This window comes from Ideonella aquatica (assembly GCF_018069755.1).
Classification (GTDB): domain Bacteria; phylum Pseudomonadota; class Gammaproteobacteria; order Burkholderiales; family Burkholderiaceae_C; genus Ideonella; species Ideonella aquatica.
On record NZ_JAGQDE010000002.1, the window covers coordinates 373,287 to 388,701 of the forward strand.

The 15,415-nt window shown below is 68.3% G+C and carries 12 protein-coding genes; 10 read left to right on the forward strand and 2 right to left on the reverse strand.

Annotation, left to right across the window (positions count from 1 at the left end; translation table 11 throughout):
* Positions 1 to 28 precede the first annotated feature (28 nt).
* The 8 genes from KAK06_RS03905 to KAK06_RS03940 all read left to right on the forward strand — a co-directional run bounded on the left by KAK06_RS03905 (position 29) and on the right by KAK06_RS03940 (position 10,263).
* A complete protein-coding gene (locus KAK06_RS03905; protein ID WP_210800551.1) occupies positions 29 to 4,780 on the forward strand; it encodes a glutamate synthase-related protein in 4,752 nt (1,583 codons plus the stop codon).
* Positions 4,781 to 4,807: 27 nt separating this feature from the next.
* Complete coding sequence (locus KAK06_RS03910) at positions 4,808 to 6,274, forward strand: glutamate synthase subunit beta (RefSeq protein WP_210800553.1); 1,467 nt, start codon at positions 4,808 to 4,810, stop codon at positions 6,272 to 6,274.
* A 148-nt stretch (positions 6,275 to 6,422) separates the two neighbouring features.
* A complete protein-coding gene (locus KAK06_RS03915) occupies positions 6,423 to 7,238 on the forward strand; it encodes an ABC transporter ATP-binding protein (protein ID WP_210800555.1) in 816 nt (271 codons plus the stop codon).
* Positions 7,235 to 8,014 (forward strand): lipid asymmetry maintenance ABC transporter permease subunit MlaE, encoded by a 780-nt coding sequence (gene mlaE, locus KAK06_RS03920; protein WP_210800557.1) that lies wholly within the window; start codon positions 7,235 to 7,237, stop codon positions 8,012 to 8,014. Before KAK06_RS03915 ends, mlaE begins: the two co-directional genes overlap by 4 nt.
* Positions 8,015 to 8,035: 21 nt before the next feature.
* Positions 8,036 to 8,515, forward strand: a complete 480-nt coding sequence (mlaD, locus tag KAK06_RS03925) for an outer membrane lipid asymmetry maintenance protein MlaD (RefSeq protein WP_210800559.1) — start codon at positions 8,036 to 8,038, stop codon at positions 8,513 to 8,515.
* The gene (locus KAK06_RS03930; RefSeq protein WP_210800561.1) at positions 8,512 to 9,255 is read left to right on the forward strand and encodes an MlaA family lipoprotein; all 744 of its coding nucleotides are present in this window, start codon (positions 8,512 to 8,514) and stop codon (positions 9,253 to 9,255) included. Before mlaD ends, KAK06_RS03930 begins: the two co-directional genes overlap by 4 nt.
* A gap of 103 nt (positions 9,256 to 9,358) precedes the next feature.
* Positions 9,359 to 9,997 (forward strand): MlaC/ttg2D family ABC transporter substrate-binding protein, encoded by a 639-nt coding sequence (locus tag KAK06_RS03935; protein WP_210800562.1) that lies wholly within the window; start codon positions 9,359 to 9,361, stop codon positions 9,995 to 9,997.
* Complete coding sequence (locus KAK06_RS03940) at positions 9,997 to 10,263, forward strand: STAS domain-containing protein (RefSeq protein ID WP_210800564.1); 267 nt, start codon at positions 9,997 to 9,999, stop codon at positions 10,261 to 10,263. Before KAK06_RS03935 ends, KAK06_RS03940 begins: the two co-directional genes overlap by 1 nt.
* Positions 10,264 to 10,265: 2 nt before the next feature.
* Here the strand turns inward: KAK06_RS03940 and KAK06_RS03945 are convergent, their stop codons facing one another.
* Complete coding sequence (locus KAK06_RS03945) at positions 10,266 to 11,132, reverse strand: MurR/RpiR family transcriptional regulator (protein WP_210800686.1); 867 nt, start codon at positions 11,130 to 11,132, stop codon at positions 10,266 to 10,268.
* A gap of 113 nt (positions 11,133 to 11,245) precedes the next feature.
* Entirely contained in the window at positions 11,246 to 12,691 is a 1,446-nt protein-coding gene (gene zwf, locus KAK06_RS03950; protein WP_210800566.1) for a glucose-6-phosphate dehydrogenase, read from the reverse strand.
* 174 nt (positions 12,692 to 12,865) lie between these two features.
* Between zwf and tal the strand changes: the two genes are divergently transcribed.
* Together tal and pgi are read left to right on the forward strand one after the other, a co-directional pair.
* Positions 12,866 to 13,813 carry a transaldolase gene (tal, locus tag KAK06_RS03955; RefSeq protein WP_210800568.1) on the forward strand — a complete coding sequence of 316 codons (948 nt, stop codon included), beginning with the start codon at positions 12,866 to 12,868 and terminating at the stop codon, positions 13,811 to 13,813.
* A 2-nt stretch (positions 13,814 to 13,815) separates the two neighbouring features.
* Positions 13,816 to 15,411, forward strand: a complete 1,596-nt coding sequence (gene pgi, locus KAK06_RS03960; RefSeq protein WP_210800570.1) for a glucose-6-phosphate isomerase — start codon at positions 13,816 to 13,818, stop codon at positions 15,409 to 15,411.
* Positions 15,412 to 15,415: the final 4 nt, after the last annotated feature.

Sequence of the window (15,415 nt, forward strand, 5' to 3'; positions counted from 1 at the left end):
CATCCCTGATCACGTGTAGGAGTGCGCCATGACCAAGGCCGCTGCCGGGGTGGCTTCGCCCCAGGAAATTCAATCGCTGGCCCAGCAGGGCCTGTACCAGCCGTCGGCCGAGAAGGACGCCTGCGGCGTGGGCTTCGTGGCGCACATCAAGGGCCTGAAGGACCACTCGATCGTCGAGCAGGGCCTGAAGATCCTGGAGAACCTGGACCACCGCGGCGCGGTGGGCGCCGATGCGCTGATGGGCGACGGCGCCGGCATCCTGATCCAGATCCCGGACGACTTCTTCCGCGCCGAGATGGCCGCGCAGGGCGTGGCCCTGCCGCCGCCGGGCGAATACGGTGTGGGCATGATCTTCCTGCCCAAGGAGCACGCCAGCCGCCTGGCCTGCGAGCAGGAGATGGAGCGCGCCATCAAGGCCGAGGGCCAGGTCCTGCTGGGCTGGCGCGACGTGCCGGTCGACACCGAGATGCCGATGTCGCCCACGGTGCGCACCACCGAGCCGATCATCCGCCAGGTCTTTGTGGGCCGCGGTGCCGATGTCATCGTGCCCGATGCGCTGGAGCGCAAGCTCTACGTGATCCGCAAGACCGCCTCGGCCGCGATCCAGAAGCTCAAGCTCACCCACAGCCGTGAGTACTACGTGCCCAGCATGAGCTGCCGCACGATCATCTACAAGGGCCTGCTGCTGGCCGACCAGGTCGGCAAGTACTACAAGGACCTGCAGGATCCGCGCACCGTCTCGGCCCTGGCCCTGGTGCACCAGCGCTTCTCGACCAACACCTTCCCCGAGTGGCCGCTGGCCCACCCGTACCGGATGGTGGCCCACAACGGCGAGATCAACACCGTCAAGGGCAACTTCAACTGGATGCGCGCCCGCGAAGGCGTGATGAAGTCGCCGGTGCTGGGCGAGGACCTGCCCAAGCTCTACCCGATCAGCTTCGAGGGCCAGTCGGACACCGCCACCTTCGACAACACGCTCGAGCTGCTGACCATGGCCGGCTACCCGCTGGCGCAGGCCGCGATGATGATGATCCCCGAGGCCTGGGAGCAGCACGAGATGATGGACGCGCGCCGCCGCGCGTTCTACGAGTACCACGCCTCGATGATGGAGCCCTGGGACGGCCCCGCCGCGATGGTCTTTACCGACGGCAAGCAGATCGGCGCCACGCTGGACCGCAACGGCCTGCGCCCGGCGCGCTACCTGGTCACCGATGACGACCTGGTCGTCATGGCCTCCGAGTCCGGCGTGCTGCCCATCCCCGAGAACAAGGTCGTCAAGAAGTGGCGCCTGCAGCCCGGCAAGATGTTCCTGATCGACTTCGAGCAGGGCCGCATCGTCGACGACGAGGAGCTCAAGGCGCAGTACGCCAGCGCCCGCCCGTACCGCCAGTGGATCGACAACGTCCGCGTCAAGCTCGATGACCTGACCCCTGCCGCCGAAGCCGCGCCGGCCTCGGCCGTGCCGCTGCTCGACCGCCAGCAGGCCTTCGGCTACACCCAGGAAGACATCAAGTTCCTGATGGCGCCGATGGCGATCAATGGCGAAGAGGGCATCGGCTCGATGGGCAACGACAGCCCGCTGGCCGTGCTGTCCGACAAGAACAAGCCGCTGTACAGCTACTTCAAGCAGCTGTTCGCCCAGGTCACGAACCCGCCGATCGACCCGATCCGCGAGGCCATCGTGATGTCGCTCAACAGCTTCATCGGTCCCAAGCCCAACCTGCTGGACATCAACGCGGTGAACCCGCCGATGCGCCTGGAGGTGTCGCAGCCCATCCTCGACTTCGAGGCCATGGCCAAGCTGCGCGCGATCGAGTCGGCCACCGGCGGCAAGTTCAAGGTCGCCGAGATCGATATCACCTACCCGCTGGCCTGGGGCCACCAGGGCGTGGAGGCCAAGCTGGCCTCGCTGTGCGCCGAAGCAGTCGATGCGCTGCGCAGCGGCCGCAACATCCTGATCATCACCGACCGCGGCGTCAGCCCCACCCAGGTGGCGATCCCCGCGCTGCTGGCGCTGTCGGCCATCCACCACCACCTGGTGCGCGAGGGCCTGCGCACCACCGCCGGTCTGGTGGTGGAAACCGGCTCCGCGCGCGAGGTGCACCACTTCGCCGTGCTGGCCGGCTACGGCGCCGAGGCCGTGCACCCCTACCTGGCGATGGAATCGCTGGCAGCGATGCACGACGAGCTGCCGGGCGCGCTGTCCACCGACAAGGCGATCTACAACTACGTCAAGGCGATTGGCAAGGGTCTCTCGAAGATCATGTCGAAGATGGGCGTGTCGACCTACATGTCCTACTGCGGCGCGCAGCTCTTTGAGGCCATTGGCCTGAACAAGGACATGGTCGCCAAGTACTTCCGCGGCACCGCCACCCAGGTCGAGGGCATCGGCGTCTTCGAGGTGGCCGAAGAGGCCCTGCGCAACCACCGCGCCGCCTTCGGCAGCGACCCGGTGCTGGCCGAGATGCTGGACGCTGGCGGCGAGTACGCCTGGCGCACCCGCGGCGAAGAGCACATGTGGACGCCCGACGCGATCGCCAAGCTGCAGCACAGCACCCGCTCGGGCAAGTTCGACACCTACAAGGAATACGCCCAGATCATCAACGACCAGAGCAAGCGCCATCTGACGCTGCGCGGTCTGTTCGAGTTCAAGATCGATCCCAGCAAGGCCATCCCGTTGGACGAAGTGGAGCCTGCCGCCGAGATCGTCAAGCGCTTTGCCACCGGCGCCATGTCATTGGGCTCGATCAGCACCGAGGCCCACAGCACACTGGCGCTGGCGATGAACCGCATCGGCGGCAAGAGCAACACCGGTGAAGGCGGCGAGGACCCGGCGCGCTACCGCAACGAGCTCAAGGGCATCGCCATCACCGATGGCACCAAGGTGTCGCAGGTCGTCGGCGAGAAGCAGATCGAGGCCGACTACGCGATGAAGGCGGGCGACAGCCTGCGCTCGAAGATCAAGCAGGTCGCCTCGGGCCGCTTCGGCGTGACCACCGAGTACCTGGTCTCGGCCGATCAGATCCAGATCAAGATGGCCCAGGGCGCCAAGCCGGGCGAGGGCGGCCAGCTGCCGGGCGGCAAGGTCTCCGAGTACATCGGCAAGCTGCGCCACTCGGTGCCGGGCGTGGGCCTGATCAGCCCGCCGCCGCACCACGACATCTACTCGATCGAGGACCTGGCCCAGCTGATCCACGACCTGAAGAACGTGAACCCCAAGGCCGACATCAGCGTCAAGCTGGTGTCCGAGGTGGGCGTGGGCACGATCGCTGCCGGCGTGGCCAAGTGCAAGGCCGACCACATCGTCATCGCCGGCCATGACGGCGGCACCGGCGCCTCGCCGTGGTCGTCGATCAAGCACGCCGGCACCCCGTGGGAACTGGGCCTGGCCGAGACCCAGCAGACCCTGGTGCTCAACCGCCTGCGCGGCCGCGTGCGGGTGCAGACCGACGGCCAGATCAAGACCGGCCGCGACGTCGTCATCGGCGCGCTGCTGGGCGCCGATGAGTTCGGCTTCGCCACCGCGCCGCTGGTGGTCGAGGGCTGCATCATGATGCGCAAGTGCCACCTGAACACCTGCCCGGTGGGCGTGGCCACGCAAGACCCGGTGCTGCGCCAGAAGTTCTCGGGCAAGCCCGAGCACGTGGTGAACTACTTCTTCTTCGTCGCCGAAGAAGCGCGCCAGATCATGGCGCAGCTGGGCATCCGCCGCTTCGAGGACCTGATCGGCCGCGCCGACCTGCTCGACACCCGCAAGGCCGTCAGCCACTGGAAGGCCAAGGGCCTGGACTTCTCCAAGGTCTTCCATGTGCCGCAGGTGCCGGCCGGCGTGGCGCGCTTCCATGTCGATACCCAGGACCATGGCCTGGGCAAGGCGCTGGACGTCAAGCTGATCGAGAAGAGCCGCGCCGCCATCGACAAGGGCGAGAAGGTCCAGTTCATGGAGGACGCGCGCAACGTCAACCGCTCGGTCGGCGCGATGCTGTCGGGCGAGCTGATCAAGCACCGCCCCGAAGGCCTGCCCGACCACACGCTGTTCATCCAGATGGAGGGCACCGGCGGCCAGAGCTTTGGCGCCTTCCTGGCCACCGGCATCACGCTGTACCTGATCGGTGAAGCCAACGACTACACCGGCAAGGGCCTGTCGGGCGGCCGCATCGCGGTGCGGCCCTCGATCGAGTTCCGCGGCGACGCCACCAAGAACATCATCGTCGGCAACACCGCGCTGTTCGGTGCCACCAGCGGCGAGGCCTTCTTCCGTGGCGTGGGCGGCGAGCGCTTCGCGGTGCGCATGTCCGGCGCCTCGGCGGTGGTCGAAGGCACGGGCGACCACGGTTGCGAGTACATGACTGGCGGCACCGTGGTGGTGCTGGGCAAGACCGGCCGCAACTTCGCGGCAGGCATGTCGGGCGGCGTGGCCTATGTCTATGACGAGGACGGCCTGTTCGCCAAGCGCTGCAACACCGCCCAGGTCGCGCTGGACAAGGTGCTGCCGGCAGCCGAGCAGGAGGCCGGCATCCCGCGCGCCATCTGGCACCGCGATCAGGCCGACGAAACCCTGCTGAAGAAGCTGATCGAGGACCACCACAAGTGGACCGGCTCGCTGCGTGCGCGCGAGATCCTCGACAGCTGGACCGAGTCCCGCGCGAAGTTCGTCAAGGTCTTCCCGCACGAGTACAAGCGCGCACTGGGCGAGATCCACGCCGCCAAGGAAGCCGACGAGGCCGTCGGCAAGGCCAAGGGCAGCAAGGCGGCCGCCAAGGCCCCGGCCGCCAAGTAAACCGCCCCGAACACGAGGAATCACATCATGGGAAAGGTCACCGGCTTCCTGGAGTACGAGCGCATCGAAGAGGGCTACCTGCCCGTCGAGAAGCGCCTCAAGAACTACAAGGAATTCGTCATCGGCCTGACGGCCGAGCAGGCCAAGGTGCAAGGCGCACGCTGCATGGATTGCGGCACGCCCTTCTGCAACAACGGCTGCCCGATCAACAACATCATTCCTGACTTCAACGACCTGGTCTACAAGAACCAGTGGAAGCAGGCCTTCGCGGTGCTCTCCAGCACCAACAACTTCCCCGAGTTCACCGGCCGCGTCTGCCCGGCGCCCTGTGAGGCCGCCTGCGTGGTCAACGTCAACGGCGACCCGATCGGCATCAAGTCGCTCGAACACGCCATCATCGACAAGGCCTGGGAAGAGGGCTGGGTCAAGCCGCAGCCCGCGGCGGTGAAGACCGGCAAGACCGTGGCCGTGGTCGGCGCCGGCCCGGCCGGTCTGGCCGCGGCCCAGCAGCTGGCGCGCGCCGGCCATGCGGTCACGGTGTTCGAGAAGAACGACCGCATCGGTGGCCTGCTGCGCTACGGCATCCCCGACTTCAAGTTCGAGAAGACGCACATCGACCGCCGCGTGGCGCAGATGGAAGCCGAAGGCGTGGTCTTCCGCACCGGCACCATCGTCGGCGAGCTGCCCAAGGACTCCAAGGTCACCAACTGGGCCAAGGCCACGGTCAGCCCCGAGCAGCTCAAGGCCGAGTTCGACGCCGTGCTGATCACCGGTGGTGCCGAGCAGAGCCGCGACCTGCCGGTGCCCGGCCGCGACCTGGACGGCGTGCACTTCGCGATGGAGTTCCTGCCGCAGCAGAACAAGGTCAATGCCGGCGACAAGCTCAAGGGCCAGATCCGCGCCGATGGCAAGCACGTCATCGTGATCGGCGGCGGCGACACCGGCAGCGACTGCGTCGGCACCTCCAACCGCCACGGCGCCGCCAGCGTCACCCAGTTCGAGGTGATGCCCATGCCCCCCGAGCAGGAGAACAAGCCGCTGGTCTGGCCCTACTGGCCGATCAAGCTGCGCACCAGCTCCAGCCACGAGGAAGGCTGCCAGCGCGAGTTCGCCATCTCCACCAAGGCCTTCACCGGCGAGAAGGGCAAGATCACCGGCCTGACCACCGTGAACGTCGAGTTCAAGGACGGCAAGCTGGTCGAGATCCCCGGCACCGAGAAGTCCTGGAAGGCCGATCTGGTGCTGCTGGCGATGGGCTTCACCAACCCGGTGGCCACGCTGCTGGAAGGCTTCGGCGTCGACAAGGACGCCCGCGGCAACGCCAAGGCCCACACCGAGGCGGTGGGTGGTTACGCCACCAACGTGCCCAAGGTCTTCGCCGCCGGCGACGTGCGCCGCGGCCAGTCGCTGGTGGTCTGGGCGATCCGCGAAGGCCGCCAGGCCGCCCGCGCGGTCGACGAGTACCTGATGGGCAGCAGCGCCCTGCCGCGCTGAACAGCCTGCAAGAGCACAACGGCCGGGCATCTGCCCGGCCGTTGTCGTTTGCGCAACCCTCCTGCGTGACGCCCGTGTGAAGGCGGGCAAAGCCGCCATGGGGTCTTCAACCCCCATGCGACAATCTTCGGGTCATCCCTGAGATTGCATGGACCGCGACCCCTTCATCGAGATCGACCACGTCACCTTCGGGTACGACAGCCAGCGCACCATCCTCAACGACGTGTCGCTGGTCTTCGGCCGCGGCCAGGTCACCTCGGTGCTGGGCAACTCGGGCTGTGGCAAGACCACGCTGCTGCGGCTGATCGGTGGCGTGCACGCGCCCAGCAGCGGCCGCGTCGTGTTTGACGGCGAGGTGATCAACACCCGCGACAAGGACCAGCTCTACCGCCTGCGTCGGCGCCTGGGCATGCTGTTCCAGTTCGGTGCCTTGTTCACCGACCTGACGGTCTTCGACAACGTGGCCTTCCCGCTGCGCGAGATGACCGACCTGCCCGAGGCGCTGATCCGCGACATCGTGCTGATGAAGCTCGATGCGGTGGGACTGCGCGGCGCGGCGCCGCTGAAGATCAGCGAGGTCTCGGGCGGCATGGCGCGGCGCATTGCGCTGGCCCGCGCGATCGCGCTGGACCCCGAGCTGATCATGTACGACGAGCCCTTCGCCGGCCTCGACCTGATCTCGATGGGCGTGGCCGCCAAGCTGATCCGCACGCTGACCGACGTCACCGGCGCCACCACGCTGCTGATCTCGCACGACGTGCCCGAGTGCATGGCGATCAGCGACTGGGTGGTGCTGATGGCACCGGGCGGCCGCATCGTCGCCCAGGGCACGCCCAAGGACCTGATGGACTCCACCGACCCCGAGGTGCGCCAGTTCGTGCGCGGTGAGCCCGACGGCCCGATCAAGTTCCACTACCCGGCGCCGCCGGTGGCCGAGGATTTCGGCCTGGGAGGCCGCGCATGACGTGGCTGCAGACGCTGGGGCGGCGCACCCTGGACCAACTGGCCGGCTATGGCCATGCCGCGATCTTCTCCTTCGAGCTGCTCAAGGCGCTGCCCGCCGCGTTGCGCCGCTTCGGTCTGGTGGTGCAGCAGATCCACGCGATCGGCAACCGCTCGCTGGTCATCATCCTGGCCTCGGGCCTGGCGGTGGGCTTTGTGCTGGCGCTGCAGATGTACTACGCGCTGGTCACCTACGGCGCGGCCGAGTCGCTGGGCCTGATCGTCAACCTGGCGCTGGTGCGCGAGCTGGGGCCGGTGGTCACCGCGCTGCTGTTTGCCGGCCGCGCCGGCACCTCGCTGACTGCCGAGATCGGCCTGATGAAGGCGGGCGAGCAGATCGCCGCGATGGAGCTGATGGCGATCGACCCGCGCCAGCGCGTGCTGGCGCCGCGCTTCATCGGCGGCATCGTCGCCATGCCCCTGCTGGCCGCGCTGTTCTCCGCCATCGGCATCCTGGGCGCCTATGTGGTGGCGGTGCTGCTGATCGGCGTGGACGCCGGCAACTTCTGGTCGATCATGCAGGACCGGGTGGATGTCTGGCGCGATGTCGGCAACGGCATCGTCAAGTCCTTCGTCTTCGGCGTGATCTGCACCACCGTCGCGCTCTACCAGGGCTACGAGACCGAAGCCACGCCCGAGGGCGTGGCCTACGCCACCACCCGCACGGTGGTGAATGCCTCGCTGGGGGTGCTGGCGATGGACTTCATCCTCACCGCGCTGATGTTCTCCACCCCCTGAACGGACCCGGGAGATCTCCTCATGAACAAGAAAAGCATTGAAATCCTCGTCGGCCTGTTCGTCGCCCTGGGCGCGCTGGCCCTGGTGTTCCTGGCGCTGAAGGCCGCCAACCTGGGCAGCTTCGCCAGCGGGGGCGACACCTACCGCCTGCAGGCCCGCTTCGACAACATTGGCGGCCTGAAGGTGCGCGCGCCGGTGCGCTCGGCGGGTGTCAATGTCGGCCGTGTCACCTCCATCGTGCTCGACCCCAAGACCTACCAGGGCGTGGTCACGCTGGACCTGAACCGCGGCGTCGAATTCCCCAAGGACTCCTCGGCCAAGATCCTCACCGCCGGCCTGCTGGGCGACCAGTACATCGGCATCGAGCCCGGCGCCGACGAGAAGAACCTGGCCGCGGGTGATGTCATCCGCCAGACCCAGTCGGCCGTTGTGCTGGAAAACCTGATCGGGCAGTTCCTGTTCAACAAGGCCGCCGAGGCCGGTGACGGAGAGAAGAAATGAAGACCGCTGCGTTGCTGCTGGTCCTGGGGCTGTCCGCCACGCCGCTGTGGGCTCAGAGCGCTGCCCCTGAGGCCGCCGACGCAGCCGCCTCGACCACCTCGCCCACCTCGCCCAAGGACCCGTTCGAGCGCGGCAACCGGGCCGTCTACCGTTTCAACGACAGCGTCGACAAGGCCGTGCTCAAGCCCGTCGCCGAGGCCTATGTGGCCGCCGTCCCCGAGCTGGTGCGCTCGGGCGTGGGCAACTTCTTCGGCAACATCGGCGACGTCTGGTCGGCGGTCAACAAGCTGCTGCAGGGCAAGGTGGTTCAAGGCGCGCAAATGACGATGCGCGTGGCCACCAACACCGTGTTCGGTCTGGGCGGCCTGCTGGATCCGGCCACCGAGATGGGGCTGGAGCGCCAGAGCGAGGACTTCGGCCAGACCCTGGGCTACTGGGGCGTGCCGTCGGGGCCCTATCTGGTGCTGCCGCTGTTCGGCCCCAGCACCCTGCGCGACGCCGCTGCGCTGCCGCTGGACAAGACCGCGGTCAACATCGGCCGCGTGATCAATGACGATGGCGGCGTGATCGCCGCCAATGGCCTGCAGCTCACCCAGACCCGCTCCGAGCTGCTGGGCGCCTCCAAGCTGCTGGGCGATGTCTCGCTGGACCCCTATGCCTTTCTGCGCGACGCCTACCTGGCGCGTCGCCGCAACCTGGTCTGGGACGGTGACCCGCCCGACGAGGACCCCGCGCAGTAAGCGCACGATTTGTCACGCCCCGGCGGTGAACCGCTGCCGGCCCGGCGCGTTGAGGGAGTACCGCGCGGCCTTCATGCCGCGCTCATCCGAGAAGGAAAAGCCGATGTTTGAATCCGCTCTGATCGCCCGCTGGACCGCGCCCGCCGTGCTGGCCGTGGCCGCCCTGGTGGCACCGGCCGCGCAGGCCCAGGCCGTCACGGCCGATGCCAAGATCCAGGCGCTGTCCACCGAGGTGCTCGACACGCTGAAGGCCGACAAGGCCATCCAGGCCGGTGACGTGGGCAAGATCAACGCCCTGGTCGATGCCAAGGTGATGCCGCACGTCAACTTCCAGCGCATGACCGCCTCGGCGGTGGGCCGCGCCTGGCGCACCGCCACGCCCGAGCAGCAGCAGCGCCTGCAGGCCGAGTTCAAGACCCTGCTGGTACGCACCTATGCGGGCGCGCTCAGCCAGGTCAAGGACCAGACCATCAAGCTCAAGCCGCAGCGCGGCGGCGCTGACGACACCGAAGTGGTCGTGCGCACCGAGATCAAGGGCAAGGGCGAACCCATCCAGCTGGACTACCGCCTGGAGAAGGCCGGCACCGACTGGAAGATCTACGACGTCAATGTGCTGGGCGTGTGGCTGGTCGACCAGTACCGCAACAGCTTCGCCACCGAGATCAATGCCAACGGCATCGATGGCCTGATCAAGTCGCTGGCCGACAAGAACGCCAAGGCGGCGACGGGCGGCAAGGCCTGATGCTGGCGCTGCCCGCCCAACTGACGCTGCGCGAGGCGCGCCAGACGCTGGCCACGCTGTCCGGCGAACTGGCCTCGGCCCAGGGCGAGGCGGTGGTCGATGCGTCGCCGCTGACCCAGATTGATTCGTCGGCACTGGCCGTGCTGCTCGAGCTCAAGCGCCAGGCCGCCTCGCGCGGCCTGCGCTTCGAGGTGCGCGGCGCCCCCGCGCGGCTGCAGGACCTGGCGCGCCTGTACGGCGTGCAGGCGCTGCTGGCGCTGTCCTGAGGCTACTCGGGCTGCAGATAGCGCCGCTGGCGCAGGTTGCGCTTGATTTCCTGCAGCACCGGCCGGCGGGCCGGGCCCAGGCGCAGCGCCACGCCGGTGGTCAGGATGTCGATGATCATCAGGTGCAGCAGGCGCGAGACCATTGGCACGTAGCGCTCGAAATCCTCCGGGTGGTCGGCCGGCAGCAGGATCTGGCCCGCCGACTGCAGCAGCTGCGCCAGCGGTGAGCCACTGGCGGTGATCGCGATCAGCGAGGCGCCCTTCTTCAGGGCGATCTCGGCCGCATCGATCAGGTCCTTGCTGCGGCCCGAGTTGGAGATCACGATCACGCAGTCCCCCGGCTGCAGCATGGTGGCGCTCATCACCTGCACATGGCCGTCGCCCAGCGCGGCCGAGTTGATGCCCAGGCGGAAGAACTTGTGCTGCGCGTCCTGCGCCACGATGCCCGAGTTGCCCACGCCGTAGAACTCGATGCGCCGGCCCTGCTGGGCGGCTTCGGTGAGCGCAGCCATGGCCCGGTCGAAGGCGTGATTGGTGGCGTCGTTGCGGTACTTCAGCAGCGCGCTGACCGCGTTGTCGATCACCTTGACGATGATGTCGCCGGGCTTGTCGTCCTCGTCCACCGCGCGGTGCACGAAGGGCACGCCTTCGTTGACCGTGCCGGCCAGCTTGAGCTTGAAGTCGGCCAGGCCGTCATAGCCTACGCTGCGGCAGAAGCGCACCACGGTGGGCTTGCTGACGTGCGAGCGCTCGGCCAGCTCACCCACCGGCATCGACGCAAAGCTGCGCGGATCGGCCAGCACCAGCTTGGCAACGCGCTGCTCGGCGGGCGGCAGGGCAGGGATGGAGGCGCGGATGCGGTCGAGCATGTCGGGGGACACCAGTTGGCCGTGGATTGTCGCGCCTGAACGCCCATGCGCCCAGCGCGCGCCCACGGGGGCGGCACTCACCGAGCCCATCAGGGCCGTGCTCCAGTCGCGGCTCATTGCTCTTCCGCCCAGGCGCAGCCATCCCGCGCCACCAGCGCACTGGCCGCGGCCGGGCCCCAGCTGCCGGCGGCGTAGGTCTTCAGACTGCTGCCGTCACGCTGCCAGGCGTCCAGGATGGGCTCGACCCAGCGCCAGGCCTGCTCCTGCTCATCGCTGCGCACGAACAGGTTCAGGCGGCCGGCGATGGCGTCCAGCAGCAGGCGCTCATAGGCGCCCACGCGGTCGCTGGGGAAGGCCTTGTCGAAGTCCAGGTCCAGCGACACCGGCGCCAGCGCGTCGCTGGTGCCCGAGCCCTTGGCGGCCAGCATGTGCAGCTCCAGGCCATCCTCGGGCTGCAGCTTGATGACCAGCTTGTTGGCCAGTGTCGGGCCCGGGAAGATCGGGTGCGGCACCGGGCGGAAGTTGACGACGATCTGCGCGTCGCGCGCCGCCAGGCGCTTGCCGGTGCGCAGGTAGAAGGGCACGCCGGCCCAGCGCCAGTTCTGCACTTCGGTGCGCAGCGCGACGAAGGTTTCGCAGTGGCTGCCGGCCGGCACCTTGACCTCCTCCAGGTAGCCCGGCACCTTCTTGCCGTCGGCCGTGCCGGCGCGGTACTGGCCACGCACCACGTCGCGCGCCACGCTTTCGGCGGTGAAGGGCTTGAGCGAGCGCAGCACCTTGAGCTTCTCATCGCGGATGGCGTCGGCGTCATTCGTGGACGGCGGCTCCATCGCGATCATCGTCAGCAGCTGCAGCGCATGGTTCTGGATCATGTCGCGCAGCGCGCCGGTGCGGTCATAAAAGTCGCCGCGCGTGCCCACGCCCAATGATTCGGCCAGCGTGATCTGGATGTTGGCGATGCTCTCGCGTCGCCACAGCGGCTCGAACAGGGCATTGCCAAAGCGCAGCGCCATCAGGTTCTGCACGCTGGGCTTGCCCAGGTAGTGGTCGATGCGGAAGGCCTGCGTCTCGGTGAACACCGAGCGCACCACGCGGTTGATCTCCTGCGCGCTGGCCAGGTCGTGGCCCAGCGGCTTTTCCAGCACCACGCGCACCTTGGGGCCGTTCAGGCCGGCGGCACCGAGCTGTTCGCAGATCACCGGAAACAGGTGCGGGCTGGTGGCCAGGTAGAGCACCGCGGTATCCGCCCCGCGCTCGTCCAGCCAGGCCTTCAGGCCGGCGTAGTCGGCCGGCTGCGACAGGTCCATGCGGCGGTAGTGCAGCAGCTCGGCGAAGCGGGCGAACTCCTCGTCGCTGGGCCGCTTGGACGGCTCGACCTCGGAGAAGCGCTCCTTGATGAAGGCGCGGTAATCCGCGTCGCTGCGGTCATCGCGCGCCACCGCCAGGATGCGGCCGCCACCGGGCAGCTTGCCGTGGCGGAAGGCCTGGAACAGCGCCGGCATCAGCTTGCGCCAGGTGAGGTCGCCGGTACCGCCGAAGAACACGAGGTCGAAGGACATGGTGATGTAATTAAGTTACCATTCCGATGATGCATGAGTTTCTTTTGCGGGTCAATCGGGGCAGGGACTTGGCCCTGGTTGGATGTAACCGACTCGAACCCCGGGCCGCGGTTGGTCGGGTTCTAATTCCGTCTGGAACGCGCCTTGCTGGCGCTGCTGCAACCGAAAGATGCGATGAACCAGCTTGACCAACTCAAGGCCTACACCACGGTGGTGGCCGACACCGGCAACTTCCACCAGATGGCGCAGTACGCGCCGCGCGACGCCACCACCAACCCCTCGCTGATCCTGAAAGCGGTGCAGCAGCCGGCGTACGCACCGCTGTTGAAGGACACGGTGGCAGCCCACCGCGACCAGCCGCTCGATGTGATCGTCGACCAGGTGCTGGTGCGCTTCGGCCTGGAGATCCTGAAGGTGGTGCCGGGGCGCGTCTCCACCGAGGTCGACGCCCGCCTGTCCTTTGACCGCGCCGCCACCGTGGCCCGCGCGCGCCGCCTGATCGCGCTGTACGAGGCCGCCGGCATCCCGCGCGAGCGGGTGCTGATCAAGATCGCCGCCACCTGGGAGGGCATCCAGGCCGCGCGCGAGCTGGAAGCCGAGGGCACCCACTGCAACCTGACGCTGCTGTTCTCCTTCGCCCAGGCGGTGGCCTGCGGCGATGCCGGCGTGCAGCTGATCAGCCCCTTCGTCGGCCGCATCTACGACTGGACCAAGAAGCAGGCTGGCGCCGCCTGGGACGAGGCCGCGCAGTCCGGCGCCAACGACCCCGGCGTGCGCTCGGTGGCGCGCATCTTCAACCACTACAAGAAGCACGGCATCGCCACCGAGGTGATGGGGGCGAGCTTCCGCAACATCGGCCAGATCACCGCGCTGGCCGGCTGCGACCTGCTGACGATCAGCCCCGAGCTGCTGGCCAAGCTGCAGGCGGCCGAGGCGCCGCTGACGCCGGCGCTGGACGCCGCCACCGCGCGCGACCTGGACCTGCCGGTGGTGCACCACGATGAAGCCTCGTTCCGCTACGCCCTGAACGAGGACGCGATGGCCACCGAGAAGCTGGCCGAGGGCATCCGCCTGTTCGCCGCCGACGCAGCCAAGCTCGACACCCTGATCCTGGGAGCCTGACCATGGCGCATCCGCGTTGCGACGAGACCATCGCCTGGACCGCGCTGGGCGGCCACTTCGAAGCCCATGGCCGCGAGCTGGACCTGCGCGAGGCCTTCGCCCGCGATGCCGACCGCGCCGCCGCCTTCTCGCTGCAGGCGCCCGAGGTCTTTGCCGACCTGTCGAAGAACCTGTGGGACGACAGCACCCGGCGCCTGCTGGTGGAGCTGGCCGAGGCGGTTCAGCTGCCCACCCGGCGCGACGCCATGCTGGCCGGCGAGCCGATCAACACCACCGAAGGCCGCGCCGTGCTGCACACCGCGCTGCGCGCACCGCGCGGCGCCGGCCCGTTCAGCGACGAGGTGCACGAGGTGCTGGACCGCGTGCTGGCCTTCGCCGAACGCATCCGCGACACCGCCAGCAGCGGTATCACCGACATCGTCAACATCGGCATCGGTGGCTCCGACCTGGGCCCGCGGATGGCGGTGCCGGCGCTGGACGCCCACAGCCACCCGGGCCTGCGGCTGCACTTCGTGTCCAACGTGGATGGCCACGACATCGCACCGGTGCTGCGCCGGCTGAACCCGGCCACCACGCTGTTCATCATCGCCAGCAAGACCTTCACCACGCAGGAGACGATGGCCAACGCTGGCGTCGCCCGCGCCTGGTTCCTGGCCAAGGGCGGCACCGACACGCGCAAGCACTTTGTTGGCGTCACCACCAACCTGAAGGCGGCGGCCGAGTTCGGCATCACCGAGACCTTCGGCTTCTGGGACTGGGTGGGCGGTCGCTACTCGCTGTGGAGCGCGATCGGCCTGCCGCTGGCTATCGCCATCGGCGCTGACCACTTCCGCGCCTTCCTGGCCGGCGCGCACGCGATGGACCAGCATTTCGCCCAGGCCCCGCTGCGCGAGAACCTGCCGGTGCAGCTGGGCCTGCTGGACGTCTGGTACCGCAACTTCCACCACTTCAGCAGCCGCTCGGTGGCGCCCTACCACCAGGGCCTGAAGCGCTTTCCGGCCTACCTGCAGCAGCTGGAGATGGAGTCCAACGGCAAGCGGGTGGACACCGACGGCCGCGCGCTGCGCCTGGGCACCAGCCCGGTGGTCTGGGGCGAGCCCGGCACCAACGGCCAGCACGCCTACTTCCAGATGCTGCACCAGGGCACCGACGTGATCCCGGTGGAGTTCATCGCGGTCAAGACCCCCACCCACGATCACGCCGAGCTGCACACCAAGGCGCTGGCCAACTGCCTGGCGCAAAGCCAGGCGCTGATGCTGGGCAAGACCGCGGCCGAGGCCGCCACCGAAAGCGCCCCCACCGCATCGGCCACGCTGGACCGCACCGTGCTGTCGCGCCACCGCAGCTTCCCCGGCAACCGCCCCAGCACGACGCTGGTGCTGGAGGCACTGACGCCGCGCGCGCTGGGGGCCTTGATCGCGCTCTATGAGCACCGCGTCTTCACCAGTGCCACGGTCTGGGGCATCAACGCCTTCGACCAGTGGGGCGTGGAGCTGGGCAAGGCGCTGTGCAACCAGTTGCTGCCGCGCTTCGGCTCCGGGGACTTGTCCGGGCTGGACGGCTCCACGGCGGCGCTGCTACAACGTCTGCGTGCCTGATCAA